The sequence below is a fragment of the Shewanella sp. Shew256 genome, from assembly GCF_002196695.1.
Classification (GTDB): Bacteria; Pseudomonadota; Gammaproteobacteria; order Enterobacterales; family Shewanellaceae; genus Shewanella; species Shewanella mangrovisoli.
The window spans coordinates 398,846-425,544 of the sequence record NZ_NAJR01000002.1 but is presented as its reverse complement, the minus strand read 5'-3'; the positions used below and the strand labels follow the sequence as shown (position 1 = coordinate 425,544).

Here is a 26,699-nt window from a genome sequence, read left to right as displayed (position 1 = left end):
CCATACTGATAGCAAGCCCAAAGCCGCCTGTTAATCCTAAAGTCTTAATCGGCCAGTCAGCAGCTATATTTCAAGTTCATACAAGCAAGTTAGCCTTAAAAAACAATGGTTTTATTACCATAAACCACCACTTGCTCATTCAGCACTAGCTGTAACGCTTTACTGAGGACACTTTTTTCGACATCGCGCCCCGCTTTGGCCATTTCAAGCGCGCTGTAACTGTGATCGACGGGGATCACGTCCTGCTTAATGATTGGTCCTTCATCGAGGCAATTATTCACAAAATGCGCCGTCGCGCCGATGATCTTTACCCCTCGCTCCCAGGCTTGGCGGTAAGGGGCGGCCCCAATAAAGGCAGGCAAGAAAGAGTGATGGATATTGATGATACGGTTTGGGTATTCGGCGACAAAATCCGGTGTCAGCACCCGCATATATTTGGCGAGCACCAGATAATCGGGCGCATATTGCGACACGGCGGCCAATAACGCCTGCTCATGCTGAATTCTGTCGAGCCCTTCGTGACTCACAAGGTGAAAAGGAATATCAAATTTTTCAACCAATTCCCTTAACACATCATGGTTACCCACCACAGCAGCTATCTCAACATTCAAGCCGCCATAGTAGGCCTTCATCAGCAGATCGCCCAAACAATGGGCCTCTTTGGTGACTAATACGACGATGCGCTTTTTGCCCGCGCTGACCAAGGTCATATGATTTTGGGCGGGTAACACCTCACGCAGATCCTGCAGTAATTGCTCGCTGTTAAAGTGCCCCTCAAGCTCAGTACGCATAAAAAATCGCCCCTGAGCATTATCCACAAACTCACTGTTTTTAATGATGTTAAGCTGATGATTAAAACAAACACTGGTGATTTTGGCGATAAGCCCTTGGGCATCGGCGCAATCTGTCATCAGGATTTTACGTGCTAAGGCGGGTTGCGCGTTCAATACTACTTCATGCTGTGACTGCAAAATCTGATCTCCTCTATGGTCCCTCATACGAGTGTGCCATAGCCAATCCACTCATACAGCATGAAAAGCTTATTTTTTGTGATAAAAAGTGAATTTATTGTGAGTTAACTTTATTAAACACAATAAATCAGCGATTAATTTCAATAAGATGTAATATTAACGCCGGGTATCTAAGTAGCGCTGTAAGACTTTGCGTAGGGTTTCGGCTTTGGTGCCATACACCACTTGCACGCCTTTGCCCATCACAATCACGCCCTTAGCACCGAGCTGGCTGAGCCGCACTTTATTGACAAGCTCAGGGCTGTGCACACTCAAGCGTAACCGGGTAAGACAAGCATTGAGCTCAACAATATTCTCGCGACCACCCAATGCCGCAATGATGGCTCTTAAACTCTCTTTGGCGCCATGGGGTTCATCGGGTTCGAGTCGTCCTGGCGTCTTTAAATTAAATGCCAGAATACTGCCCCTAAACAGCAGGTAATAAATCACCGCCGTCAGCGGCCCTAAGAATGCAAACCAACCCGTATTGCGCGAGAGGGAAAACAGCAGCGTGAAATCCACCAGCCCATGGGAAAACACAATACTGTGGTGAATATCGAGCATGATGCAGACAAAATATGCCAGCCCCGACAGCAACACATGGATAAGAAACAGGATAGGTGCCACAAACATAAAGGCGAACTCAATCGGTTCTGTGACTCCGGTCAGCCAACTGGCGGCCGCCGCGGAAAGCATAATACCCGCGACCCGATTACGCTCTGAGGGATCGGCGCAGCGCCAAATAGCCAGTGCCGCAGCAGGAAGTCCCCACATTTTTATCAAATAACCGCCCGCTAAATTCCCCGCCTGTGGATCGCCGGCTAAATAGCGCGCCACTTCACCCCGAACCACTTCAGCGTTCTGTAACTGGTATTGGCCAACTTCTAAATAGAAAGGCGCATTCCAGATATGATGCAAACCGAGGGGAATGAGTAAACGTTCGAGCGCGCCATAAACACCAAAGGCGATGGCCGGTTTTTGGTAAACCGCCCAGTCGGACACACGCTCGATGAGCAGAGATAACGGCGGCCACACATGGGCAAGGATATAACCTAAGCCCATAGCCAACGGAATGATCAATAAAGAGGCACTACGTCGCCCCTCAAAAAAGGAAAAAATCGCGGGCAGGCGAATATATTGACTCCAGCGCACGGCAAAGCAAGTCACGCCACCTATTAACATGCCGCCGGCAATCCCAGTGTCTAAGGTTTCCATGCCGAGTAGTAATTGGGTCGGCAATTGGTAGAGATCCGCTAAGGCGGCTAAGGTGGCCGTCATCACCCCATAACCAAATACGGCAGTAAAAGCGGCGATGCCTTGATCACGGCAAAACCCTATCGCCACCGCCACCGCGAATAAAATGGGCATGATGGCGAAAATCAGCTTGCCAACCGCCAGCATTAATACGGTTAGCACCTCGGGCATAAAAGGGATTGGGCTCACAGTTAAGCCCAACATCACACCCGCTGCGGGCAAAATTGCAATAGGAATTAACAGCGCCTGACTTAAGCGCTGGGCAAATTTAAACCACTGCTGAGTAACGAAATGACCTAAGCGGCGCGTTCGGATTTGACGATTTGATTCCAGCTTTCCAGCCATTTTATCGCTTCGACCTCGGGTTCCATGGTTTCACAGGCATCAATTTCAAGACGCGCCACAACGGGTTTGGCGCCTAGCTCGCTGAGCAATTCATCTACCGATTTACCCGCACCACAAAAGGTATCGTAACTCGAATCGCCAAGAGCTATCACACTGTATTTCAGCTCAGGCAGATAAGGCGCAGTCTCCTTAAGATGATAGTACCAAGGCTGAATATCGTCGGGTAAATCCCCTTGCCCTGTGGTCGAAGTCACTACCACTAACAGCTCATCCTGTGGCGGCGTAAATTGACTTATTTCATTCGGTTGCCACAATTTGGCGTCATAACCGAGTTCTGTCAGCGCTTTTTCTAAGGTTTCGGCGGTAAATTGTGCGCTACCATACACAGTGCCAAACACCAGATTAACTTTTTTCATGATATACTCCGTGCCACATGCGTAAACGCAACTTAGCTGAAGTTACTTTATTGTGAGGCTTTAGGGCAAGCAACAAGGTAAAAATTTTATAAATCAAGTTATTGAGCATGGGGAAGCGAACTGATGCGACAGAGCAATAGGCAAAAACACCTCAAGCACCAACATAAAACCACCCAAATTAGACGCAAACATTACTTTCACGCCGCCCAGCAAAATCTGCAATTCCCGCTAACCGTTCCGGCGGAATACGCCAACTTAGCCACCTTGATATCCAGTCTCAAACCACCCAGTAGTTAAGACCGCCGAATGTTGCAACGAATTGCATGCCACTAAGCAGATAGCCACGATGCAAGCTTAAGTGAGCACTCGCCTTAGGCTAGGAGTCGCCTCGAGCGAACACTCGCCTTAAACGCCCAAACAAGTATTGTCTTAAACGGTCGTCGTTTGCTCTGCAATCAACACACTTGGCTCGCAACAAAGCGCGGCATCGTCCCAGCCCAGTCCGGCAAACACGGTTTCCCATTCTGGCTCAAGCTCGGTTTCAATACTTAAGCGCTCAAGTGTCACCGGGTGACTAAAGGTTAACTTCTTCGCAATCAGCCACAATCGATTGATATCGAAATGCGCGCGGAAAAACGCATTTTGCTTCCCATCGCCGTGGGTGGTATCGCCAATAATCGGATGGCGTAAATGCGCCATATGGCGTCTGAGTTGGTGCTTACGCCCCGTTTTTGGGCTCAGTTTCACTAACGCGAAGCGGCTGGTTGCATAACGCCCCGACGGATAAGGAATTTCGGTATTTAATAGCGGCTCATATTGAGTCACAGCATCCTGCGCGGCTTTATCTTGATTGGCAAATTTGTCAGCCACCTCATCCAATTCGACTTTAAGCGCATAATCCAAGATGCCACTCTCGTGCATATTGCCACGCACCAGTGCCAAATATTGTTTTTCAATACTGTGGTTGGCAAATTGCTCGCAAAGGGCGTTGGCCACCTCACTGCTTTTGGCAAATAACAACACGCCCGAGGTGGGTCTATCTAAACGGTGTACTGGAAACACATGACAACCAACCAAGTCACGAGTCAGCTGCATAGCAAAAAAGCGCTCACGCCGCGCTAAGTAGCTGCGATGAACCAATAATCCCGCGGGTTTGTGGATAGCCACCAAGTGCTCGTCTTGATACAAAACACACAGTTCAGGCGCAGGCTCTGACTGCTCGTCGCTCTCGCTTGGGTTATATTTATCCTCTGGCATATCCAGCCAATCATCATCTAGGTTCATTTAACAACATATCCAATTCATTCAAGACACCGATTAAAGGCGCTAACGCCGCTTGTTCAGACCACACATGTTCCGCCATCGGGGCTATCGCAATTTTGCTTGGCAAGGGTTGCCCCGCATCGATAAGGGCTTGCATGCGTGGAATAAAGATAAACTGCAACCATTGCTCTAACGACATCAGATCGCAGGCAAAAGGCGCCGTACTGGCCATGGCTTCATCACTGGGCGTACGAGTAGACCAAAATCCGGCACTTTGTAGCTCGTGGGCAATTTGGGCTAGTTTGGTTTGAGTTTGGCTGTAAAGCATAGATATAAGGTCCATTAAGCCACAGTCATTCAACAATTAAGCGCTGCGACTGAGGCGATAAAACTGTGGCAATCATACCATCGCGGACAACTTCCCCCTATAATGTCGCCAATTTATTGAGCCTTTTTGATTGATATGGCAGCCAAATGACTGAAATTACCACGCTTAGCCAATTTTTAACGACAGCCAAAACCCAATTCCAAGTCTATGAATTAGGACGAAGAGTGCAGCACATCGATATGCTAGCCTTCCATCAAATCGAATCATTAGTCACGCCCTACCCTTACCCCATTCAAGGGCATGCCCAATTTGCCATCGTGTTTTGGAATGAGAGCCAACAGCACTTTATTTGGTTCCTAAAGCTACCATTAGACGAACAAGGACTGCTCTCGCCTGCGCCGCGCTCGCAGTTTATTGAAATGGTATTAACGGCACTGGGGCAAGATCCGACTCAGCCATTAACCGATGAACTGCAGAATCGCCTCGCTAACAATCCGTTTAGCTTTAAACCCAGCCAAGAAAAACTGGCGGTATTTAACGCCTTAGTGCGTAAACAGTTAGGTTTTAGCGCTTCTATTCAATATGAATTTGCAGTGCAATATCTCTCGGGACAAATTGCAGCGAGTGAATGGCAGCATATTGGCCTGCAAGGTTTGAGCGACGTGTGTGTTCGCCTTGGCGAGTTAGATCACGAGCAGCAACTCCTTGCCAGTTTTGACAATAGTGCGATTGAAGTACAAATTGCCCTGTGCCAATGTCTCGAACACCTGCATTTAACAGAAGCGCTCGCCAATAAGCTGTACGCTAAGTTTGTGGCGGCTCCTCCCGAGTACCAAGCCTATTACTTGCGCGCACTCGCCTCTCATACCGAATTGAGTCAGCAAGCCCTCGCCCATCTTCAACAAACCGAGCGCTTAGAGGCCAATGAACTCATCAGCATCGCGGGCCGAAACTGGACCGTATTAAAGCAAGAGCTGAGTCGCAGTATTTACCTGGAAGCACTGGCACGACAACCCCAAGCCTTTTTTAATCAGATCTTTGCTGATATTGTGGCGATTCCCAGTTTGCGTAACCACTTATTGGGTGAGTTAAGAAACCCCAATCGGAGTGTTCAACTATCACAGGCCATTGGCGGCTTGTTTAAGGCTACGAGTAAATGATGTCAGATCTGCTGTTAATTATTGCGCTAGTTGTGGTTGCGGCCTTCTTTTGGCAATTACGTCAAATGGCAGAATTGAGCCGTATTTTTGCTGAAAAAGAATGTTGCCGACAAAAAGTACAGCTCTTAGCCATCGCAATGGAAACGGCTCGACCCAGCCTTGGCAGCACGACAGGGATCTGTTGGAAGGCAAAATACCTATTCGAATTCAGCACCGATGGCATCAATCAATACCGCGGTCATATTTGGATGCTAGGGAAAAAAGTGCAAAAGATTGAATGGCCTATTTTCCCAGAGCCAGAATGGCAAGAAGCACCAATGGCCAAAGGCAAGTTTGGTGGTTGCGGCAGCCAAAGTAGCTGTAGCTCGGGCAAGTGCCATTAAGCCACTACAGTGAACCTTTAGATAACGCTGGACTGAATAAATAACGCCGAGCTGTATGCATAACACTAAGCCATAGCTCGGCTCGACATCCGTATTTAATCAGCCTTATCTGTTTGAAAATAAAAAAGAAAGGGCGTGGTCATAAGACCACGCCCTTCTGTTCTCTGTTAAGCTATCCCGCTATTTTCGTGCTCCCTGCACCATCCATGCGTCAACTTGCGTCCTGCATCATCCCTGTTCAATCCGTGATATTTCCCTGTACTCAACGTACTTCCCTATCTCTTGGCGTTCCTTTTACCAAGCTTGCTCTTTCCTGAGCGGTTCCAGCATCATCCGTGAAATAGGTTCAGTAGCATCCTTTCTATTGCACTCCATGTGCCATTGCAATCCTGTGCAATTAGGCTATCTATCCCTGATAGTCTTTCCTTCCGTGGTTCGCATCGCTTTCATCCTGAAAGTCTCTCCTTACCACTCCATCAGTGTTTATTCCTTAAACACTGTCCAGTCATCCTGACTGCTAACTTCCTGTTCGCTATAGTTCCGTCTACAAATGAATTCTACGACAGCCATGGCAGGCAAGCTTTCGCAAAAGATAAAAATGTAAGCCGCCATATTAAGTTCATAATGGAAAAAATTTCTTAACATATTGATTAGATGTGACTTACCTAAAACTAGGTAGTCATTGTCAGTCAAAAAACTTACAAATCACTTACAGCCTTGTGAGATATATCTCACAAGAAGTCGGGCAATTTATGCCATTTAAAAACACAAACATTGATTTATCCTGAGACGCTTAAACACTGCAAAGGAAATAGCGACCGCATAAAAGAGTAAAAATCGTCCGCTAGATTTATTTTTAAGATATAACGCACGTAAAAGTGGACATTATGACGTACCGTAAAAATAGGCGTCGGAGAATAGAAAAAAGAAAGGGGCGCACTATGTGCACCCCATTTATCCTCTGCAAGCCATCCTGCTTGATTGTGCTCCCTGCACCTTCCTTGCGATCGTTTGCTCCCTGCAAGCGTCCTTCGATCCCTTTATTTCCCTGTGCAGTGAAGTCTCCACTACACTCAATCCTTTGACCCGAATATCCTATTTCGGCTCCTGTCACATCCAGTGACTCATCCCTATCGCGTCCTGCTGAATCCTTTCCTAACCTTAGTACAAGCTGTTCACCCTTATACTTATCCTTTTACTCGATACTTCCTGCATCCAGTAACGCTTAATCCTTAAGCTTGTCCTTTTTCATCCTGAAACCTGCTATCCCAGCAGATACAACGTCCTCTATCATCCATGAGAAAGCAGCCTTGCTTTTCCTTAGCCTATCCTAGGCAGATGACAGTTTTCCTACTGTCAGTGGTTCAAATCCAAGAACCTGAATTCGTCGCTTCTTGCGTCCCTCTCGCCTGTATTGCAATCCTTGCTGTCCATTTGCTTTGGCGATGAGTTAATTCTACGTGGCTCTCGCTATTTTTGTTTCGGTTAAAGAACACACACTAGCGCACTTTTCATACAACCAAGCTTTATTAAAACATAACACCATGATTTTAAATACACTTTAAAAGCTGTGATTACAAAACAGTCAGTAAGAAAACATTTTATCCTACAGCCTTTGTAAGCGATCTCTCACACGGGTGTCAGCTTCTCACTGGTCAGGGACATTTAGCATTTCAACTTACCGGTGAGAATTTGTGCAAACATCACCCAATCACCCATCAAACTGTACAAGGGATATTGGAATGTCGCGGGGCGATTATGCTCAAACACAAAGTGTCCCACCCAAGCAAAACCATATCCCACTAGGGGGATAAACAGTAAAAGCCAACCATTTGCGAAAACCAGCGCAGCGACGAATAACAGGAGTACCAAAAAACTGCCAATAAAGTGCAATCGCCTACAGGTTAAATCTTGGTGCTGTGAGAGGTAAAAAGGGTAAAACTCAGTGAAGGAGCGGTAAGGTTCATTCATCTTGTTGGCCCGTGTAAAAAAGTAATTGTCCGGCCACATTGCCTATGCTCAATTCTCCGAGGGAGACAAAATCATGTTGCATAAATAACTGGCTATGGGCTTCTTGAGTAGTAAAGACTCCAATCCCCTCAAGCTCGGGCTGCTCATCGCACCAACTTACTACGGCTTGCACGAGTTGATGACCTAACCCCTTGCCCTGCTCATTAGGCGCAAGGGCGATAAATTGTAGAATCCCGCAGTGCTCGCTCGGTAGCAGCTCGACGATGCTCGATTCTTTCTTCATCATCGCCTGAGTCGATTGCCAGCCCGTACCAAGCAACATCTTGAGTCGCCAGTGCCAATAGCGGCCCTCCCCGAGGGGCACTTCCTGAGTGACCACACAGGCAACACCGACTAAGCGTGTTTGGTCAAACAGCCCGATTAAGGCTTGCTTCTCCTGCCAGAGCGCATTCAACTCTTCACGGATTGCGGCACGTAATTTTTGTTCGTAGGCGAATTTGTCTGAAGTGGATAAAGCATCCACAAAGAAAGGGTCGTCATGATAGGCGTTGTAGAGAATCGAAGCGGCGAGGCGTAAATCTTCGGCGGTGAGATAAACTGCACGGCACTCATCCAAGGTATTATTGTCCATTATTAGAATTCCTTGATTTAGATCACACTCTTAGGAGTAATTATCACTGTATCAAGGAAACTAAAAAGTGCAAATTTTAATCATAGATTGCATTTTTCAGTGAGTTGCATACCCTAAATAAAGGCACACAGAGAGGATGCGAGCATGGATACAACGCCGGTCGATTTGAGTCATCTATTTGAACAGTTGGGATTAGCCAATCAAGCTCAAGCCATAGGGCAGTTTATTGCGACCCATCAACTTCCCCCTGAGACACACTTAACCGAAGCGCCATTTTGGACGCAGGCGCAAAAGAGTTTTCTGACCGAGGCATTAGAGGCCGATGCCCAGTGGACCGAACTTATCGAGCAGCTCGATGTGCAATTAAGAAAGCCCTAATGGCTTAGGGCTGACACTGAATCACTTCATGGCGAGTTGCGTTGAGTTGTTAAATTTTGCTGTAGGCGGTGTCGCCCCAACCAACTAACACACTGTTACTTAAGACGATTGGCGTGCATTCATCCTTAGTGGTTTTACCGTCACTGTGGGTATGCTGGGTGCGATAAAAGAGGACCAACACTTCTTTATCGGCTTGGCCGTCTTTCTGCTGCAGATAAGATTCGCTAAAGTCCGAGGCGCCCATCAGGGTCATCACTTGGTCTTTGCTCATACCAAGGCTGAGCTTAGTCAGATTATTGCGGTTTTTGTCCTGTGTTTTTTCCCAAGATTCGTTGCTATCCCACTTAGATTCACTGTCACCGACATTGACCACACAACCGCTAAGACCTAAGCTTGCTAACCCTAAAAACGTGACCGCGATGAGTTTGCGATTAATATTTGCGTTCATATTATGACTTCCTGTGTACTTGTTATAAAAATGCTTAAAAAGCAAAATCAATGCCAAATGGCAATACATTGATTTATAAGAACTAAAATAACCACATCACAGTAAGTTAGTGAAAAACACGATATAGATTAAGGAATTTCACTTATTATGAGTCCGATTGACCAAGTGTTAGCAGCAGCGTGCGCACTCGAAGCCAGCGGTAAAACCCCAAGCCTTGCCTTGATAAAAAGCCGCGTCGGTAACAAAATCCCCATGCCGCTGTTAATCCAAGGGTTACAGCAGTTTAAATCGATACCTAAAGCCGAGCGTGAGCGTTTAGCGGCCCAATCACAGCCCGTGGTTGAAGAGACTCATACCGCCGAAGCTTCGCCACTCACAGTCACCACACTGGCGCAACAGTTAGCCCAGTTACAACAGAGCATTGAGCAAGCTCTCGCGTTAAAAAACAACGAGATCATGCAACTCAAAAATGAACTTATCGAGCTGAAACAACGTGTCACTCAACTCGAATCCCAAGGAAAATCCGCTTAATGTTTGTCACCGAATTGCGCTTTGAATGCTTTGCCGATACCACCATCAGTGCGGCAGAACGTGCCATCAATCAATTACTCGAAGCTTACCGCGCTAATGGCCAAATCCTCGGCCGCGAATTTGCCGTGGCCTTTAATGAGGGCGAATTTCGAGTACGCCTCCTCATGCCTGAAAAAAACAGTTTGAATCATCGTTATCACAGCCCTTGGGTGAAAAAAGCACTGGCGGAATTAACCGAGGCTAAGCTACTGGCGCCACGCGAAAAATTCATCGGTCAGGATATTAATTCTGAGGTGAGTAATACTGAGCCACCCAGCTGGCAACTGCTCTACACTAGCTATGTGCATATGTGCTCGCCCCTGCGAAGTGGCGATAACCTATTGCCCATCCCGCTGTACCAAATCCCCGCCACTTTTAATGGCGATCATAAACGGGTTATCCGCTGGCAAACCGAGTGGCAAGCCTGTGATGAGTTACAAATGGCGGCCGCCACTAAGGCAGAATTTGCTGCGCTAGAAGAATTATCCAGCCCAAACAGTGATTTATTTAGGAGAGGTTGGGACTTACGCGGCCGAATCGAATACCTGACCAAAATCCCCACTTACTATTATTTGTATCGCGTCGGGGGACAGGATCTGCAATCCGAGTTAGCTCGCCCCTGCCCACGCTGTGGCAGTCAAGACTGGAAACTCGACGAGCCGCTATTAGATATGTTCCACTTTCGCTGCGAACCTTGCCGCATAGTGTCTAACTTGTCTTGGGACCATCAATAACGCCCAGTGCTGAAGCGCAAACTCGGCAGGCAAAATAGCCGAGTTTGCAAGAGGCTTTTTCAAGAGACCTTTGCAACATTTCCCCGCGCTTAACGCTTACCTATCAGGTTGTGCCACATACGTTTAAAGCTGGCAAAAATCCCCGGATGTTCGAGCGCCGGCATAGGCAATTCTTCATGTTTCACAGGTGGCGCGATACGTGGCGATAAAGCCTCAATAAATTCAGCTACACTCGGCGCCAATTGGGTGGAAGGTAGCTCGCCAGGGATTTCAACCCACACACTACCATCAGCATTATCAACGGTTAGCATCTTATCGCCCTCATCGAGCAAACCAATAAACCAAGTTGCCGGTTGCTTGAGCTTTTGCTTCATCATTAAATGGCCGATGATGTTTTGTTGTAGGGCATCAAAATCTGCCTCATTCCATACCTGCAGCAATTCGCCCGTGCCCCACGGTGAATCAAACAACACGGGCGCCGCAAAATATTCACCATAAAAGTGATTGATATCCGGCCACAATGTTAGCTCAAGCGCATGTTCAACATTCGCAAAACTGCCGAGCTGTTCACGCTTAACGGGAAGCCAAGACACCGCCTCATCGGATGATTCATCAAACTCACCTTGAATACACAAAGATGGCTCGCCCTGCGGGTAATATCGCGGTAATTCGCCTAAAGTTGATAGGTAAGACTGATGATAGTTTTGCAAAAATTTATCGAGAGCAGGCAGACAAGACACTTAAGCACAATCCAATTTCGGGTATAATGTGCGCCTATTTTGACATGGAAACAGTATTGATGACACACAATCACGATCCCTATAGTGATGCAAAAGAGCTTGCCGGCCTAACCTTAGGTAAAGCCACGGATTACCAAGCCGAGTATGATGCGTCGCTGCTGCAAGGGGTTCCTCGCTCACTTAACCGTAACGCTATCAATCTCAAGGCGGAAAGTTTGCCTTTCCACGGAGCAGATATCTGGACGGCCTATGAGTTGTCATGGCTAAACGCCAAGGGCAAACCTATGGTGGCTATTGCCGACATTCAGCTAAGCCATGAAAGCCAAAATCTGATCGAGTCAAAATCCTTCAAACTGTATTTAAACAGTTTTAACCAAACCAAGTTCGACAATATCGAAGCCGTGCAAAAAACCTTAGTGCAGGATCTGAGTGAATGTGCCCAAGGCCAAGTTACAGTGAAGATTATTGAGCCTAAGAGTTTTGGTATTCAACGCGTCGTCGAGCTGCCAGGCACTTGCATTGACGATCTGGATATCGAAGTCAGCGACTATGACTTTAACCCGGATTATCTTGAAAACAGTACAGATGACAAACAGATTGTTGCCGAAACACTCAATTCTAATCTGTTGAAATCAAACTGCTTAATCACCTCTCAGCCGGACTGGGGAAGTGTGATGATCCGTTATCAAGGGCCTAAAATCGATCGCGAAAAGTTACTGCGCTATTTGATTTCGTTCCGCCAGCATAACGAGTTCCACGAGCAGTGTGTCGAGCGGATTTTTGTCGATTTAAAACATTACTGCCACTGCACTAAGTTAACCGTTTACGCCCGCTATACCCGTCGCGGCGGCTTAGACATTAACCCTTACCGCAGTGATTTTGAGCACCCAGGCGAGAGCCACCGCTTAGCAAGACAGTAATCGACTTGCAGCAAAAAGCCCTGAATAATCAGGGCTTTTTTATTGTCTGTTGTAAGCTTTTCAACCTAGATTACAACGCAAACTGTCCCCGCACTTAACCCAAATTCGCCCTAAAAATCTCTTGCACTTGGCTCAAGGTGGCATTGTTTGGCAGGCTGAAATACAAGTAACCATCGCCACGGAATGCGCGGTCAAGCTCAAGCAACACATGGGTTTGCTCGGCATCGCACACCAGAGAAACCTCAATCTCACGCAAACGATTAAAGCCCATATTGCGCGGCTTAAACTCTAGCTCTTGGTAACAACCCGAGGTGGAACGAAAGGCGCGCGTATTGAGGAAACCTTGCTCCACATCGGCTTTCACCAACACAAAACCAAGGCCGTCCATCGCCTTTAACACATGCTCGGCAATCGCCGTTGGCATAATGACCAGCGCATCGATATCGCTAGGGTCGAGCGCGGTAGCTATGTCCACTCCCGTTTGTAACCATACCTGGGATTGATTATTGCGCACTGGGAGCTGAGTAAAAGGGGTTTCGGGGTGCAATTTACCTGAAAACGGGATCTCGCGAATTTCACCCGCTTGAATTTCAAAGGACTCAGTTAAGCGCCAGCTCGCCAAGCGATGGTTTTTAAAATAGTCGCCGTTATCGCTACTCACTTTCACCTTAGTCATTAGTGCTAAGTCGAGGCCGGAGATCTGCTGCGGCACATTACCGCCTTTAACGACGATAGTGGCATTAAAGATTTGACCTGGCAGCAGTCGATTATCAATTAATTGGGTATCGACCGTCGCACCACCGATACCGACAGAGGCCAGCAGTTTTTTAAACATGGGATTTCCTTATGTTGCTAAGACTGCACGGATAAGCAGCCCTAATACAGCGGTTATTCAATTAATGAGCAGATTTGCACTCGAGCAATAATTGCTGGAAATGCGCGCCTAAATCCTGCTGAGCAAATTGTTCACTGGCGAGTGCCATTTGCTTAAGGCTTTGCATGGCTTGCTCGACGCCTTGCTGTTCGATCAAACTTTTGGCATAGGCCGCCGCATCCGCGCCCTTTTGTAACAGGCTTGCGACTTGATCAAAACTCACCTCTTGTTCCATCACCTTCTGTAAATCGCCTAGTAATTCCGCCACCTTAGCCGACTCTACTAAGGCGCCTTCGACACTCACTAATTTACCGAGGGGATCTTGGCTGAGTTTTTCGGCCACACAGGCCGACACAGTGCCCGCCGCCGCACTTTGGGCGACCACATCGAGCCCGCGGCTGCGGATTTGCTCAACCACTTGTTGTAGTTGGGGATCTTGAGCAAGCCATGCCTGCTCTAATTGCTGTTTTTCATCGCCACCAAAGTAGCCACAGCCACCAAGCAGTAGCAAAGTGGTGGTCGATAAAAGGCATTTGAATTTCATGATTAACAACCTTGTCAGTGAGTTCTCTGGCGTGACTATAGCGAGCTAGGTTTAATCCAAAATGAAATATGAATGGAGGAATAACAAAGTCAGTGAAGGGACAAGAAACTGAATTAAAAGCAGTAATTCAAAGCGCTAATTCCAAGTACTAATTCTAAGCACTCGTTGAAAGGGCTTTGAAAGGTTTACGTAAAGCAGTTATTCAAGAACGAAGGCGACCTAAGCCTTAGTGCGAAGGCCACACTAGATGGCAGAGCACGCCGCCAGTAATGCAGTGATACTGGTCAGCTGCATCGAAATAGTCACCTTCGCCAACCTGTCATCCTGCACCAAGCTGTCACTATCAACCAAGCTGTCACCATCAACCAAGCTGAGCCCAAAACGATATTCCTCATTAAGCCGACCAAAATAACTCCGCCAATGCTGGGCATGGGAGCTTGTGGCATCCTGCGCAGTTTCAGGTTCAATCAGTAGCTTAATATTGGAATAAAGCGGAATACGCGATGGGAGTTGAAGATAAGAACAGGGCATAGCTTGGCTCGGTGAAGCAAAGTTCTCTTGCTGCTCAAGCTCAACCCAGTTAGGGGGGGCGACAGCTTGCAGCGCGCCACCATCAACCGCCAGCAAACTGTTTGGTGCTAAGTCAAAGGCAAAGGATTTCAGCGACTGCGCTAGGCCCAAACCCGTTGCCTTGATATAGGATTCCTTGAGCGCCCAAAGATCAAAAAAGCGCTGCCGCTGCGCATCCTCGCCCTCAAGGGCTAATAAGCCTTCGGCTTCAATCGGAGAGAAATAATGATTAAGGATCGGGTAAATATGAGTACTGGCGCGGGAGCGCTCGATATCCACACCCAAGCCTAAACGGGGCTGCGCTGTGTTAGCGGTTTCTCCCTTGTCATCGTCTTGCGCTAAGGCAATCAATAACCAGTCGCCACTATGGCTCAAGTTAAACTCAATGCCAGTACTCAGAAACTGCTCATGGTTAAGACTGGGTTTGCCCTTTGCCCCATACTCAAAACACCAATCTTGGGGGGCAATCTGTCGTTGGGTAGTGCAAGATGAGGCGCCACCGCGAGATGACAATCCTTGAGATAAGACGCAGCGCAGCGCCGCTCGCACCAATAAGCCATTCATTTGCGCCTTGGGCGCCCGGTAACGCGCCACTTTAGCGCGCTCGTTCTCACTCAAAAGCGCCATACACGCATTCGTGCTGGCCGTATCCATTTCGGTTAATGGTATAAAAAAAAGCTCAATATTCATTAATTTATCCCAACAACCCTTGAGTTTAACCGCTGCACTATTCTACTCAGTTCTACTCGCCTGACGAGCAGTATCTTAATTTTGTTTCTAATCTTATGAATTTTAATGACTATTTAAATATAGACCCTGTTCTACACAGGAGTTTGGCTCACTTGAACAGAGTCATTTGAACATTAAAAAATCATTTCAAGTCCCATATGATTGTATCGAGCCGAAACCTCAGGTAATCTGCATCACCATTGTGCGTAACAAAACACATAGCTCACGGGTTTTAAGCCTAGATTAAGCATGAGTCCACACTCCGCTTTGGCAGGCAAGTTTAAGCAGTCCCGATAGATTATGTTGGATGAAAATAATAAAGATGGGACAGCACTAACAACATGAGTTCTCGAAAAGTGGGTACTCAAGCCGCGGATCATGCTCAGGCTGATAAGCCAAGCTCGGAGCACAAATCCGCCCCCAAAACGGCAAGGCACCGCAATGCCACGACTACGCCGGAGATGCGACACTTTATTCAGCAATCTGAATTGAGTGTGAGTCAGCTCGCCAAAATTTTAAATATTACCGAAGCCACAGTGCGAAAATGGCGCAAGCGCGAGTCAGTGAACGACAGCCCGAATACGCCGCATCACCTCAATACCACCCTCACTCCGATGGAAGAATACGTCGTGGTGGGACTGAGGTATCAGCTAAAACTGCCACTCGATAGGCTACTTAAAGCGACGCAAACCTTTATCAACCCCAATGTGTCCCGCTCGGGGTTGGCCCGCTGCCTTAAGCGATATGGGGTTTCGCGCCTCGATGAGTTTGATCAAGAGCTTGTGCCTAAACAGTATTTTAATCAATTACCTATCAGCCAAGGCAGCGATGTTCAGACCTACACGGTCAACTCCGAAACCTTGGCCAAGGCGCTTGCCCTGCCAAGCACAGATGGCGATACCGTAGTACAAGTGGTGTCCCTCACCCTGCCGCCGCAATTAACCGAGGCCGAACCTAAATCGGTACTCCTTGGCATAGATAGCAAGGCAGATTGGATTTATATCGATATTTATCAAGACAGTAACACCCAAGCGGCCAATCGGTACATCGCCTATGTGCTGAAGGATGGGCCGTTTCATCTGCGTAAATTGCTGGTACGCAACTACCACACTTTTTTAGCCCGCTTTCCTGGCGTGCAAACCCCAAAAGCCATCGCTAAATCCCTTAATAAGGCAACGGCCAAACGCTTTGCCAGTGGAGACTCGTTATGAGCCATACCCCTTCACAGCCTCAATTATCAACCGATGAAAAAGCCGATAAGAGACTGAATAAACGCTTAAAAGATATGCCGATTGCCATCGTTGGCATGGCAAGTATCTTTGCTAACTCCCGCTATTTGAATAAATTTTGGGATTTAATTTGCGACAAGATTGATGCCATTACCGACGTGCCCGAATCCCACTGGTCGATTGATGACTATTACGATGCGGATAAATCCAAGGCCGATAAGAGCTACTGCAAACGCGGTGGTTTTATGCCAGAGGTCGACTTCAATCCGATGGAGTTTGGCCTGCCGCCTAATATTTTGGAACTCACCGACAGTTCGCAATTGCTCTCACTAGTCGTCGCCAAGGAAGTCCTACAGGATGCCAATCTGCCAGACGATTACGACCGTGACCGCATCGGCATCACCCTCGGGATTGGCGGAGGCCAAAAGTTAAGCCATAGCCTCAATGCCCGCCTGCAATACCCAGTGCTGAAAAAAGTATTTAAAAGCAGTGGCCTGAGCGATGAAGATAGCGAACTGCTGATCAAAAAATTCCAAGATCAATATGTCCACTGGGAAGAAAACTCTTTCCCCGGCTCCCTGGGCAACGTGATTGCCGGACGCATCGCCAACCGTTTCGATTTAGGGGGAATGAACTGCGTCGTCGATGCCGCCTGCGCCGGTTCGCTTGCCGCCATGCGTATGGCGCTGACCGAACTGACCGAAGGTCGCAGCGACATGATGATTACCGGCGGTGTCTGTACTGACAACTCGCCCTACATGTATATGAGTTTCTCAAAGACGCCAGCCTTTACCACCAACGAACAGATTCAACCCTTTGATATCGATTCTAAGGGCATGATGATTGGCGAAGGGATCGGCATGGTCGCCTTAAAACGCCTCGACGATGCCGAGCGCGATGGCGACCGTATCTATGCGGTAATCAAAGGCGTTGGCGCATCATCGGACGGTAAATTTAAGAGCATTTATGCACCGCGCCCCGAAGGCCAAGCCAAGGCATTAGAGCGCGCCTATGATGACGCAGGCTTTGCGCCGCACACCGTTGGCTTGATTGAAGCCCACGGTACAGGCACAGCAGCAGGCGATGTGGCCGAATTCAATGGCTTAACCTCAGTATTCTCGAAGGATAATGAGCAGTTACAGCATATCGCCTTAGGCTCAGTTAAATCTCAGGTCGGTCATACTAAGTCCACCGCGGGCACAGCGGGTGTGATTAAGGCAGCATTGGCACTGCACCATAAAGTCTTGCCACCAACAATTAACGTCAGTCAGCCCAACCCTAAATTAAACATCACCCGCTCGCCCTTTTATCTCAATACCGAGGCACGCCCTTGGATCCAACGCAGTGACGATACGCCGCGCCGCGCCGGGATCAGCTCCTTCGGTTTTGGGGGCACTAACTTCCATTTAGTGCTCGAAGAATATCACCCCGAACACGCGCGCGATGACGCCTATCGTCAACGCTGCGTAGCGCAAAGCTGGCTGTTTGCCGCCGCCGACAAAACCGCACTGCTGAGCGAGTTAAAAACCGCATTGCAGCAAGCCACTGCGGCCAAAACAGAGCTTTCTCAGGCGCATTTTGTTGCCTTTGCGAAAGCCTACGCCCTGCGTGAACTCCCCCCGCAATCGGCCCGTCTTGGCTTTATTGCCAAGGACTATGCCCAGTTACAGACTCTGTTAACCCAAGCGATAGCGCAGCTAGAATCCAATAGCGCCGAGAGCTGGCAGTTACCCTCAGGGATAAGTTTCCGCGCCCAAGCGCTGGTCAAGGATAACAATAAGGTCGCGGCCTTATTTGCCGGCCAAGGCTCGCAGTACCTGAATATGGGACTGGAAATTGCCAACAACTTCCCCGAGCTTCGTCGCCATATCCACGCCAGCGATAAAGTGTTTAGCGACCGTGGTGAGGCTTCGCTTTCAAACGTGCTGTACCCGATCCCCGCCTTCGATGACGAATCGAGAAAAGCGCAGGAAAGTGCATTAACCAATACCCTTTATGCCCAAAGCGCCATCGGCGCGATCTCTATGGCGCAGTACACCCTGTTGACTCAGGCGGGTTTCGCCCCAGATATGCTCGCAGGTCATAGCTTTGGTGAGCTTTCAGCCCTGTGCGCCGCAGGCGTTATCTCAATGGATGACTACATCAAGCTGGCCTTTGAGCGTGGACAGGCAATGGCGCAGTCACCTCAGGATGCCGACTCCAGTCGTGATGCTGGCGTCATGTATGCCGTCATTCTTAAGCAAAAACAAAATATTGAGGCTATCAACGATTGCCTAGCGCAGTTTGACGACGTCAAGATTGCCAACTACAACTCACCGACTCAACTGGTGATTGCAGGCGCTACTACAGCAACACAACAGGCCGCTAAGGCCATTGGCGAGTTAGGCTTTAAGGCAATTGCCCTGCCCGTTTCCGGCGCCTTCCACACGCCATTGGTTGCCCATGCGCAAAAGCCCTTTAGCGAAGCCATCGATAAGGCTCAATTCAACACGCCAAAGATTGCCCTGTATGCCAATGGCACAGGAGAGCTACACCCTACTGAAGCCAACGCCATCAAAACCGCCTTTAAAGATCATATGCTGCAATCGGTGCACTTTAGCGAGCAGCTAGAGGCCATGTATGCCGATGGTGCACGGGTGTTTGTCGAGTTCGGCCCGAAAAACATTCTGCAAAAGTTGACAGAAAATACCTTAGCCGCGCAGTTAAACGAGCTTTGCCTTATCAGCATTAACCCCAATCCTAAAGCCGACTCTGACAGCCAACTGCGCAGCGCTGCGGTGCAACTGGCGGTTGCGGGGGTAACACTGGGGGAAATCGACCCTTATCAAGCCGAATTGATTGCGCCAGCAACGCCTTCAGCCATGAATATCAAGCTCAACGCGACCAACTACATCAGCCCAGCGACCCGCAACAAAATGGTCGATTCGCTGCAATCGGGCAAAATAACCAGCCAAGTGCAGTATGTGGATCGCCTCGTTGAGAAAGTGGTTGAGAAAGTCGTTGAAAAACCCGTGATTGTCGAAAAAATTCTAGAGAAGGTTGTCGAAGTGGAAAAGCCAGTGGCACAAAATAACAATAATATTCAACAGCAAACACCTACACAACCAACCAGCTTTACCACTGGACAGGCGAATCAAAATGCCCTGAGCGCCTTTTTTGCCGCCCAAACCCAGGCCGCGCAATTACATCAACAATTTTTAGCGATCCCGCAGCAATACGGCGATACCGTCAGTGCTCTGATGGCAGAGCAAGCCAAAATGGCAAGCCTTGGCATCGCCATTCCAGAGAGTCTGCAACGCTCGATGGAGCTGTTCCACCAGCATCAGGCACAAACCCTAAAGAGCCATGCTGAATTTATGCAATTGCAGACCAGCAGCAGCCAAGCGGCATTAGCCCTGCTCGGCCAAATGCCAGCGCCTCAGGTTCAAGCCCCCATTCAAGCGGCACCTGTGACGGTTGCAGTGGCAACGCCAGTCGCTCCAACTCAGGCGCCCGTGCTTCAAGCGTTAGTTGTAGAGCCAAAAGCGACTGTTGTGCCTGTGATTGAGCCCAAAGTTCAGCAACCTCAAGTAACACAACCACAAGTAGCACGACCACAAGTGCAAACTGTGGCAGCAGCAACTCGCGTGCTTTCTGAGAAGTCCGTCGTGCAGCAAATCGAAACCGCCATGCTGGCAGTGGTCGCCGATAAAACGGGTTATCCGGTTGAGATGTTGGAACTCAGTATGGATATGGAAGCCGACCTTGGTATCGATTCTATTAAACGCGTGGAAATTCTAGGCACAGTGCAGGACGAATTACCCAACCTGCCAGAACTGAGCCCAGAAGATCTCGCCGAGTGCCGCACCTTAGGGGAAATCGTGGCGCTATTTAGCCAAGCGACTCCTGTAACCGCTGCGGCCACAGTTAGCCATGCGACACAAAATGCAGTACTCGCAAGTGCAGTAGCTGCAAGCCCAGCGGTTTCTAATGATGAAATTGAACGCACTATGATGGCGGTGGTGGCCGATAAAACTGGCTATCCCGTGGAAATGCTGGAACTTGGCATGGATATGGAAGCCGACCTTGGTATCGATTCTATTAAGCGCGTAGAAATTCTAGGCACAGTACAGGACGAATTACCGAACCTGCCAGAACTGAGCCCAGAAGATCTTGCCGAGTGCCGCACCTTAGGGGAAATTGTGGCGCTATTTAGCCAAGCGACTCCTGTAACACCAGCATCAACTGTTAGCCATGCGGCACAAACTGCAGTAGCCGCAAACGCAGCGATTTCCAATGATGAAATTGAGCGCACTATGATGGCAGTGGTGGCCGACAAAACTGGCTATCCCGTGGAAATGCTGGAACTGAGCATGGATATGGAAGCCGATCTTGGGATCGATTCCATTAAGCGCGTAGAAATTCTAGGCACAGTACAAGATGAATTACCCAACCTGCCAGAACTGAGCCCAGAAGATCTCGCCGAGTGTCGCACCTTAGGAGAAATCGTGGCGCTCTTTAGCCAAGCAGCACCCGTAACAGCTGCGGCCACAGTTAACCATGCGACACAAAATGCAGTACACGCAAGTCCAGTAGCTGCAAACACAGCGGTTTCTAATGACGCGATTGAACGCACTATGATGGCGGTCGTCGCCGACAAAACAGGCTATCCCGTGGAAATGCTGGAACTGAGCATGGATATGGAAGCTGACCTTGGGATCGATTCCATTAAGCGCGTGGAAATTCTAGGCACAGTACAAGACCAACTGCCAAACCTGCCAGAACTGAGCCCTGAGGATCTAGCCGAGTGCCGCACCCTAGGGGAAATTGTCGCGCTATTTAGCCAAGCGGCACCTGTAACAGCTGCGGCCACAGTTAGCCATGCGACACAAAATGCAGTACTCACAAGTGCAGTAGCATCAAGCGCTGCGGTTTCTAATGACGCGATTGAACGCAGTATGATGGCGGTCGTGGCCGACAAAACCGGCTATCCCGTTGAGATGCTTGAGCTAAGCATGGATATGGAAGCCGACCTTGGTATCGACTCCATCAAGCGCGTGGAAATTTTAGGCACAGTACAAGACCAACTGCCGAACATGCCAGAACTGAGCCCTGAGGATTTAGCCGAGTGTCGTACCTTGGGTGAAATTGTCGCCCTGTATGCTGGTTCGCAATCGTCAAGTGAGGCGCAACAGCAAAACCATGCTGCGCCAATTCAAGAGGCAATTGCAGAAACCGTCGAGGACACCATCGACCTGCCGCCCCATAGTGAGGTGATGCTAAAAAAGTTGCCAGCGGCGGCTGAGTTAGCGCGCATCATAGCAACTAGCGATGTTCAACTGACGTCAAACAGTTACGTCGTTATCGGCGACGATGGCCACAACGCAGGTGTGATTGCCGAAAAGCTTCACGCCCAAGGGGTTAAGGTCGCGGTTGTACGCTCACCCAAAACAGTTGTGACTAGCGCATCGCCACTCGATAGCCATATTGCCAGCTTCACGCTGGAGGCGATTGATGATGAAAGCATCTGTGAGGTCATCAATCAGATTGAAGCGCTTGGCCAAATCGCCGGTTTTATTCATCTGCAGCCACAGCATAAGTCCGTTGCCGATAAAGGTGCTGGCTTAGTGCTGGCAGACGACGCCAAAGCTTCGGTCGAGCAGGCCTTCTTGTTTGCCAAGCACTTACAACCGCTTTTAACGGAGCGCGACCACTGCCGCTTTGTCACCGTCAGCCGTATCGATGGTGGCTTTGGCTATATCGGTATGGACGAGTCGGCAGGCGCTGTTATTAGCCAGAGTGAACTCAACCAAGCGGCGCTCTCTGGACTCACTAAAACCTTAAATCACGAGTGGCCGGGAGTAGTCTGCCGCGCGCTGGATATCGCGCCAAACTTAGATGCTAAAACGGTCGCTAATGCGGTGGTGCAGGAATACTACCTCCAAGATGCGCCAGTCGAAGTCGGTATTGATAGCGAGCTTGAGCGCACCACCTTAGTCGCGGGCAATGCCGTGCTTCGCCGCAGTGGCGCCTCTCTCTCGTCAGCGGACAAAATCCTCGTCACAGGCGGCGCTAAAGGCGTTACCTTCGAGTGCGCCTTAAGTTTAGCGAAACGCTGCAAGGCCCATTTTATCCTCGCGGGTCGCAGCGCCCATCAAGGGATCCCCGCTTGGGCTCAGGGTAAAAATCGCAACGAGTTGAAAGCCGCTGCCATTGCACATCTACAAAGCCTTGGTGATAAACCCACACCAAAACAAGTGGATGCCTTAGTTTGGCCAGTACAAAGCAGCCTTGAAATCAGCCATGCCTTGCAGGCCTTTGAAGCGGTGGGCGCCAGCGCCGAATACTTAAGCATTGATGTTAACGATCCTGCCGCTATTGCCAGCACTATTGCGCCTATCAGCGCCCTATCGCCCATCACGGGGATTATCCACGGCGCGGGTGTACTTGCCGATAAACATATTCAAGACAAAACCTTAAGCGAACTTGAGCGTGTTTATGGCACTAAGGTGACCGGACTTAACAATCTGCTGTCGGCACTGGATCTTAGCCAGTTAACGCTCATCGCCCTGTTCTCTTCGGCGGCGGGTTTTTACGGTAATACCGGCCAGAGCGACTACGCCATGTCTAACGACATTCTCAATAAGGCCGCGCTACAACTCGCGCAGCAATTGCCACAAGCCAAGGTGATGAGCTTCGACTGGGGGCCTTGGGATGGCGGCATGGTCAATCCTGCGCTGAAAAAAATGTTTATCGACCGTGGGGTCTATGTCATTCCACTCAAAGCCGGTGCCGAGTTATTTGCCAGCCAATTATTGAGTGATACAGGGGCGCAGCTGTTGGTCGGAACCGATATGCAGGGCAATACCGCTAATACTGTTGAAGCTGCATCAGCAAAAAAGCCTGAAGCGGATCTAACCACGGCGTTAGATCCGCAGCCTATGGCCCAAACGGTGCCGCAAAGCATTCGCGTCATGCGCAGCCTCGACCCTAAACGCATGAGCTTTATTGAGGACCATTGCATTAATGGTCATGCGGTGTTGCCGACGGTGTGCGCCATCGATTGGATGCGTGAGGCCGCCAAGACGCATTTAGGTAAGGCGGTGAGTGTCAGCGATTATCGACTGCTCAAGGGAATTATCTTCGATGAGGCGCTGCTTGCACGCAATGCGCCTATTGAGCTCGAATTGATGCTGACGCCGCTTGCTGACGCTACACAGCAATCGACTGATGCGTTAGCCGCGCTGATTAGCTTTGAAGGTCGCCCGCAGTATCAGGCGGTCTTAGTGGCGCAGACGGATGACACGCCAGACGCACAGCGTTTCGAGGTTGGCGAGTTACATTCTCTGATGGAGGAGATAACACAGCAACCCGCTATCACGAACCGCGAATCGCTCTACAGCGATGGCACACTGTTCCATGGCCCAAGACTGCAAGGCATAAGCGAAGTACTCGCCTTTGATGACCAGCAGCTCATCGCTAAGGTAACCCTGCCAGCGGTGGCCTTGGACGACTGCGGCGAGTTTGCGCCCAATCTTGAGGATAAAGGCACACAACCCTTTGCCGAAGATCTGTTATTGCAGGCCATGCTCGTGTGGGCGCGCCTTAAATATCAAGCGGCCAGTTTACCCAGTGCCATTGGCGAGTTCGTATCCTATTCGCCCTTAGGTTTTGGTGAGAAGGCGGTATTGGTGCTAGATGTTATCAAGCATTCGTCCCGAACACTTGAAGCCAATATTGCTATCTATCATCAAGATGGCCGATTAAGCTGCGAGATGAAACGGGCCAAGGTCACGGTCAGTAAGACGCTCAACCAAGCGTTTTTGGCCAATAAACCTCAGCAACCAATGCAAGTGCAGGCAGTCGCCCAAAGCACGGCCGAGGTAAGTGTTAAGTGACATTCGACCCAAGCGCAGATGCCGCATTAAGCAATGCGGCATTAAACAGCCCGCATCCCAATGCTAAGCCACTGCGAATAGCCGTATGGCTTGGTGATGGGTGGATGCAGAGTGTGCTTAGCCATACTCAAACTGATGCCACTGCGCTGCAACGCCTTCTGGCCTCTCGGGTGCGACTTAATGTCGAAGATAAGCCATTAACCAATGATGAGCCAACCTTAGTTGGCTTACTCAGCAAGCAGCTCGCCCATATTGCGCAAAAACAACTTGTTGAAATTCGCTTTGAATATCAGCAGCAAGTCCGTAGCTTGTATCTGCTCGATGGACTGATGACAGCGCAATTACACCTGCATGCCGAGGCATATATTTCAGCATTAGCGCAAATCCAAGCTGAAACCGCCGAAGAAACAAATACAAATACTATCAATACCAATACAGTCGAGCGCTGTTTAAACAGCGCTTTTACCTTGGCGAAACGCGATTGTGCTCAGGCGGTTAATGGCTACGCGCAGGCAGGCAATCTTGCCCGTCAGTTGAATGTATTAGCTCAAGCAATTGAGGCGTTAAGTCATCGAATGCTAGCAGGTATGACACCAATGCTTGCCCACCTCAATACCGAAAAAACCGAGCAAGGCTATTGGTTTACCAAGCCCCATCAGGCAAGGGTGTTAAGCCTAAATCTCTTGGGTAATTTCTTGGGTAAGCCCCCTCAAGCGAGCACCACCCAAAGCCTTATCTTGACCCAAGGCACTCGGCTTATCCCTCAGCCGTTGCTCAATGCCAACAGACTGTTTATCCCCATCAGCGGCAACACGCTTGAATCTTTAACGGCACAGTTATCGCAACTGATTGATTCATTAGATTTATCGGCATGCCTACCTGATACGGATTGGCTCAGCAGCCAAGGCTGTGATTGGTTTGTGCGTTATCAAGCACAGGATACATTGGCCTTAGTGCTGATGGCAGGCTCCCTTGAAGAGCTAATGCAAGAAGCCAAGGCGATGCACGCTTATATTGAAAAGACGCAACAGACTCCAGCTCCAGCGCCAACGACAGCGCCATCGGCCAATCTGGCCTTTAAGACTCCTGCAGGCAGTTATTTTACGCCAACGCCCCTCGGCGATACGGGCTTAACCTTTGTTTACCCCGGCGTTGGCACGGTTTACCCGAATATGTTCAGCGACTTACATGGCTATTTTCCCGAACTTTATCGCGAGCTTGAACGCGAAGGGGATTTAGCCGCCATGCTGCAGGCCGAGGCGATTTACCAAAGCGCTGCTTATGCCAAAAGTGCAGTTGATGTAAAAGACGCGGCAGACATGAGCTTAAGCCAGCTTGCGATTAGCGGCGTTGGTGCCAGTTACCTTTTTAGTCGGCTGTTGACCCGAGTCTTTAATATCCAACCGCAACTCGCTCTGGGCTATTCCATGGGTGAAGCGGCCATGTGGGCAAGTTTAGATATTTGGCAAACGCCACACGCCCTAATTAACGCCACCCAAAACAGCACCATCTTCAATCAGGAGATTTCAGGCCCACTGCTTGCAGTGCGCCGCGATTGGCAATTGAATGAAGATGCACCGCTAGTATGGAATAGCTTTTTAGTGCGCGCCTCTCGCGCCGAAATTAATGCCATGTTCCCTGATTTTCCTCGGGTTTATCTGGCGATTGAACAGGGTGATACCTGTATTCTCGCGGGCTGCGAAACAAGCTGCTTACAACTCCTTAAAAGGCTGAATAAGCGTGGCATTGCCAGCAATAAAGTCACCGCCATGCATACCCCGCCCTCGCAGTCACAGCACAGTGCTATCCAAAGGTTTTATACCTTGGGCTTAAAGGCGAATGCCTGCGAGACTCAGGTGCGTTTTATTAGCGCGGCGCAGCAAAGCGCCGTCAGTATCGATAGCCAAAGCATTGCCAAGAGTATCGCCGACACCTTTTGTGCGCCGCTGAATTTTACCGCGCTGATTAACACCGCGTATCACCAAGGTGCGCGCTTATTTGTTGAGGTGGGCGCCGATCGACAAACCAGCACACTTATCGATAAAATCGGCCGCCAACTAGAGTTGGGCGCCGATGGCGTTCAAACACAGGAACAACCGATATTAGCCATGGCATGCAATGCCAAGGGCAGCGATACGATCACCAGTTTACTCAAATGCTTAGCTCAACTTATCAGCCATAGAGTGCCACTCTCCCTTGCGCCGCTTATGCCTCAATCGGCAGATAAGGCTACAGCGAAAACGATAGCGCCACATTCAGCCAGCGCCAGCGCATTAGGCCATTTTTCAAACGTATTCCAAGAAGGAGAACCCCTTTGAGTTCTCA

22 protein-coding genes are annotated in these 26,699 nt (G+C 49.3%); 10 read left to right on the top strand and 12 right to left on the bottom strand.

All coding sequences use genetic code 11. The features are described 5' to 3' along the window. Positions 1–95 precede the first annotated feature (95 nt). From purU to B5P39_RS04690, 3 genes are all read right to left on the bottom strand, one after another. Positions 96–911: a formyltetrahydrofolate deformylase gene (gene purU, locus B5P39_RS04700; protein ID WP_023267379.1), complete on the bottom strand. Its 816-nt coding sequence runs from the start codon at positions 909–911 to the stop codon at positions 96–98. A gap of 216 nt (positions 912–1,127) precedes the next feature. Continuing rightward, positions 1,128–2,609 carry a PTS transporter subunit EIIC gene (locus tag B5P39_RS04695; protein WP_086902370.1) on the bottom strand — a complete coding sequence of 494 codons (1,482 nt, stop codon included), beginning with the start codon at positions 2,607–2,609 and terminating at the stop codon, positions 1,128–1,130. Next, positions 2,561–3,025 carry a flavodoxin gene (locus B5P39_RS04690; RefSeq protein ID WP_011623400.1) on the bottom strand — a complete coding sequence of 155 codons (465 nt, stop codon included), beginning with the start codon at positions 3,023–3,025 and terminating at the stop codon, positions 2,561–2,563. Before B5P39_RS04690 ends, B5P39_RS04695 begins: the two co-directional genes overlap by 49 nt. A gap of 123 nt (positions 3,026–3,148) precedes the next feature. Between B5P39_RS04690 and B5P39_RS04685 the strand changes: the two genes are divergently transcribed. Next, positions 3,149–3,322, top strand: a complete 174-nt coding sequence (locus B5P39_RS04685; protein ID WP_088210641.1) for a hypothetical protein — start codon at positions 3,149–3,151, stop codon at positions 3,320–3,322. A gap of 132 nt (positions 3,323–3,454) precedes the next feature. On the opposite strand, the gene truC is transcribed toward B5P39_RS04685, so the two are convergent. Both truC and B5P39_RS04675 read right to left on the bottom strand, forming a co-directional pair. Next, positions 3,455–4,309, bottom strand: coding sequence for a tRNA pseudouridine(65) synthase TruC (truC, locus tag B5P39_RS04680; protein ID WP_088210640.1), 855 nt, complete (start codon positions 4,307–4,309; stop codon positions 3,455–3,457). Continuing rightward, entirely contained in the window at positions 4,296–4,616 is a 321-nt protein-coding gene (locus B5P39_RS04675) for a YqcC family protein (RefSeq protein ID WP_088210639.1), read from the bottom strand. The genes truC and B5P39_RS04675 overlap by 14 nt, the downstream gene beginning before the upstream one ends. A 146-nt stretch (positions 4,617–4,762) precedes the next feature. Between B5P39_RS04675 and B5P39_RS04670 the strand changes: the two genes are divergently transcribed. After that, positions 4,763–5,776 (top strand): DUF3549 family protein, encoded by a 1,014-nt coding sequence (locus tag B5P39_RS04670; protein WP_088210638.1) that lies wholly within the window; start codon positions 4,763–4,765, stop codon positions 5,774–5,776. Continuing rightward, positions 5,773–6,159, top strand: a complete 387-nt coding sequence (locus B5P39_RS04665) for a DUF3301 domain-containing protein (RefSeq protein WP_088210637.1) — start codon at positions 5,773–5,775, stop codon at positions 6,157–6,159. Before B5P39_RS04670 ends, B5P39_RS04665 begins: the two co-directional genes overlap by 4 nt. Positions 6,160–7,824: 1,665 nt before the next feature. Here B5P39_RS04665 and B5P39_RS04655 read toward each other — a convergent pair. Then, entirely contained in the window at positions 7,825–8,130 is a 306-nt protein-coding gene (locus B5P39_RS04655) for a DUF962 domain-containing protein (protein WP_088210635.1), read from the bottom strand. Continuing rightward, positions 8,123–8,761 carry a GNAT family N-acetyltransferase gene (locus B5P39_RS04650; protein WP_011623406.1) on the bottom strand — a complete coding sequence of 213 codons (639 nt, stop codon included), beginning with the start codon at positions 8,759–8,761 and terminating at the stop codon, positions 8,123–8,125. The genes B5P39_RS04655 and B5P39_RS04650 overlap by 8 nt, the downstream gene beginning before the upstream one ends. A gap of 144 nt (positions 8,762–8,905) precedes the next feature. Here B5P39_RS04650 and B5P39_RS04645 point away from each other — a divergent pair, with 144 nt between their 5' ends. Further along, complete coding sequence (locus tag B5P39_RS04645; protein WP_011623407.1) at positions 8,906–9,139, top strand: DUF2789 domain-containing protein; 234 nt, start codon at positions 8,906–8,908, stop codon at positions 9,137–9,139. Between the two features lie 49 nt (positions 9,140–9,188). On the opposite strand, the gene B5P39_RS04640 is transcribed toward B5P39_RS04645, so the two are convergent. Next, on the bottom strand, positions 9,189–9,587 hold the full coding sequence (locus tag B5P39_RS04640) for a DUF3192 domain-containing protein (RefSeq protein ID WP_011623408.1): 399 nt from the start codon (positions 9,585–9,587) through the stop codon (positions 9,189–9,191). Between the two features lie 147 nt (positions 9,588–9,734). Here B5P39_RS04640 and B5P39_RS04635 point away from each other — a divergent pair, with 147 nt between their 5' ends. Together B5P39_RS04635 and B5P39_RS04630 are read left to right on the top strand one after the other, a co-directional pair. Then, the gene (locus B5P39_RS04635) at positions 9,735–10,118 is read left to right on the top strand and encodes a hypothetical protein (protein WP_088210634.1); all 384 of its coding nucleotides are present in this window, start codon (positions 9,735–9,737) and stop codon (positions 10,116–10,118) included. Beyond that, positions 10,118–10,891, top strand: a complete 774-nt coding sequence (locus B5P39_RS04630; RefSeq protein ID WP_088210633.1) for a Zn-ribbon-containing protein — start codon at positions 10,118–10,120, stop codon at positions 10,889–10,891. Before B5P39_RS04635 ends, B5P39_RS04630 begins: the two co-directional genes overlap by 1 nt. Positions 10,892–10,980: 89 nt before the next feature. On the opposite strand, the gene syd is transcribed toward B5P39_RS04630, so the two are convergent. Then, on the bottom strand, positions 10,981–11,631 hold the full coding sequence (syd, locus tag B5P39_RS04625; protein WP_088210632.1) for a SecY-interacting protein: 651 nt from the start codon (positions 11,629–11,631) through the stop codon (positions 10,981–10,983). Between the two features lie 59 nt (positions 11,632–11,690). Here syd and queF point away from each other — a divergent pair, with 59 nt between their 5' ends. Further along, a complete protein-coding gene (gene queF, locus B5P39_RS04620; RefSeq protein ID WP_088210631.1) occupies positions 11,691–12,551 on the top strand; it encodes an NADPH-dependent 7-cyano-7-deazaguanine reductase QueF in 861 nt (286 codons plus the stop codon). Between the two features lie 94 nt (positions 12,552–12,645). Here the strand turns inward: queF and B5P39_RS04615 are convergent, their stop codons facing one another. From B5P39_RS04615 to B5P39_RS04605, 3 genes are all read right to left on the bottom strand, one after another. Continuing rightward, positions 12,646–13,386, bottom strand: a complete 741-nt coding sequence (locus tag B5P39_RS04615; protein ID WP_088210630.1) for a sporulation protein — start codon at positions 13,384–13,386, stop codon at positions 12,646–12,648. Between the two features lie 61 nt (positions 13,387–13,447). Next, complete coding sequence (locus B5P39_RS04610; protein ID WP_011623414.1) at positions 13,448–13,969, bottom strand: hypothetical protein; 522 nt, start codon at positions 13,967–13,969, stop codon at positions 13,448–13,450. A gap of 243 nt (positions 13,970–14,212) precedes the next feature. Next, positions 14,213–15,229, bottom strand: coding sequence for a 4'-phosphopantetheinyl transferase family protein (locus B5P39_RS04605; protein WP_088210629.1), 1,017 nt, complete (start codon positions 15,227–15,229; stop codon positions 14,213–14,215). Between the two features lie 380 nt (positions 15,230–15,609). Here B5P39_RS04605 and B5P39_RS04600 point away from each other — a divergent pair, with 380 nt between their 5' ends. From B5P39_RS04600 to B5P39_RS04590, 3 genes are all read left to right on the top strand, one after another. Next, positions 15,610–16,479 (top strand): transcriptional regulator, encoded by an 870-nt coding sequence (locus B5P39_RS04600; protein ID WP_088210628.1) that lies wholly within the window; start codon positions 15,610–15,612, stop codon positions 16,477–16,479. Next, positions 16,476–24,374: a type I polyketide synthase gene (locus tag B5P39_RS04595; RefSeq protein ID WP_088210627.1), complete on the top strand. Its 7,899-nt coding sequence runs from the start codon at positions 16,476–16,478 to the stop codon at positions 24,372–24,374. Before B5P39_RS04600 ends, B5P39_RS04595 begins: the two co-directional genes overlap by 4 nt. 104 nt (positions 24,375–24,478) lie before the next feature. Then, complete coding sequence (locus B5P39_RS04590; RefSeq protein WP_176399870.1) at positions 24,479–26,692, top strand: PfaB family protein; 2,214 nt, start codon at positions 24,479–24,481, stop codon at positions 26,690–26,692. Positions 26,693–26,699: the final 7 nt, after the last annotated feature.

Excerpts from the sequence above, each read along its gene's own strand:
- queF (WP_088210631.1), top strand. The coding sequence starts at position 11,691 with ATGACACACAATCACGATCCCTATAGTGATGCAAAAGAGCTTGCCGGC.
- purU (WP_023267379.1), bottom strand. The coding sequence starts at position 911 with ATGACAGATTGCGCCGATGCCCAAGGGCTTATCGCCAAAATCACCAGT.
- B5P39_RS04675 (WP_088210639.1), bottom strand. The coding sequence starts at position 4,616 with ATGCTTTACAGCCAAACTCAAACCAAACTAGCCCAAATTGCCCACGAG.
- B5P39_RS04590 (WP_176399870.1), top strand. The coding sequence starts at position 24,479 with ATGCAGAGTGTGCTTAGCCATACTCAAACTGATGCCACTGCGCTGCAA.
- B5P39_RS04600 (WP_088210628.1), top strand. The coding sequence starts at position 15,610 with ATGAGTTCTCGAAAAGTGGGTACTCAAGCCGCGGATCATGCTCAGGCT.
- B5P39_RS04610 (WP_011623414.1), bottom strand. The coding sequence starts at position 13,969 with ATGAAATTCAAATGCCTTTTATCGACCACCACTTTGCTACTGCTTGGT.
- B5P39_RS04640 (WP_011623408.1), bottom strand. The coding sequence starts at position 9,587 with ATGAACGCAAATATTAATCGCAAACTCATCGCGGTCACGTTTTTAGGG.
- B5P39_RS04650 (WP_011623406.1), bottom strand. The coding sequence starts at position 8,761 with ATGGACAATAATACCTTGGATGAGTGCCGTGCAGTTTATCTCACCGCC.
- B5P39_RS04630 (WP_088210633.1), top strand. The coding sequence starts at position 10,118 with ATGTTTGTCACCGAATTGCGCTTTGAATGCTTTGCCGATACCACCATC.
- B5P39_RS04645 (WP_011623407.1), top strand. The coding sequence starts at position 8,906 with ATGGATACAACGCCGGTCGATTTGAGTCATCTATTTGAACAGTTGGGA.
- B5P39_RS04695 (WP_086902370.1), bottom strand. The coding sequence starts at position 2,609 with ATGGCTGGAAAGCTGGAATCAAATCGTCAAATCCGAACGCGCCGCTTA.
- B5P39_RS04595 (WP_088210627.1), top strand. The coding sequence starts at position 16,476 with ATGAGCCATACCCCTTCACAGCCTCAATTATCAACCGATGAAAAAGCC.
- B5P39_RS04605 (WP_088210629.1), bottom strand. The coding sequence starts at position 15,229 with ATGAATATTGAGCTTTTTTTTATACCATTAACCGAAATGGATACGGCC.
- B5P39_RS04670 (WP_088210638.1), top strand. The coding sequence starts at position 4,763 with ATGACTGAAATTACCACGCTTAGCCAATTTTTAACGACAGCCAAAACC.
- B5P39_RS04685 (WP_088210641.1), top strand. The coding sequence starts at position 3,149 with ATGCGACAGAGCAATAGGCAAAAACACCTCAAGCACCAACATAAAACC.
- truC (WP_088210640.1), bottom strand. The coding sequence starts at position 4,309 with ATGAACCTAGATGATGATTGGCTGGATATGCCAGAGGATAAATATAAC.
- B5P39_RS04655 (WP_088210635.1), bottom strand. The coding sequence starts at position 8,130 with ATGAATGAACCTTACCGCTCCTTCACTGAGTTTTACCCTTTTTACCTC.
- B5P39_RS04635 (WP_088210634.1), top strand. The coding sequence starts at position 9,735 with ATGAGTCCGATTGACCAAGTGTTAGCAGCAGCGTGCGCACTCGAAGCC.
- B5P39_RS04615 (WP_088210630.1), bottom strand. The coding sequence starts at position 13,386 with ATGTTTAAAAAACTGCTGGCCTCTGTCGGTATCGGTGGTGCGACGGTC.
- B5P39_RS04665 (WP_088210637.1), top strand. The coding sequence starts at position 5,773 with ATGATGTCAGATCTGCTGTTAATTATTGCGCTAGTTGTGGTTGCGGCC.
- B5P39_RS04690 (WP_011623400.1), bottom strand. The coding sequence starts at position 3,025 with ATGAAAAAAGTTAATCTGGTGTTTGGCACTGTGTATGGTAGCGCACAA.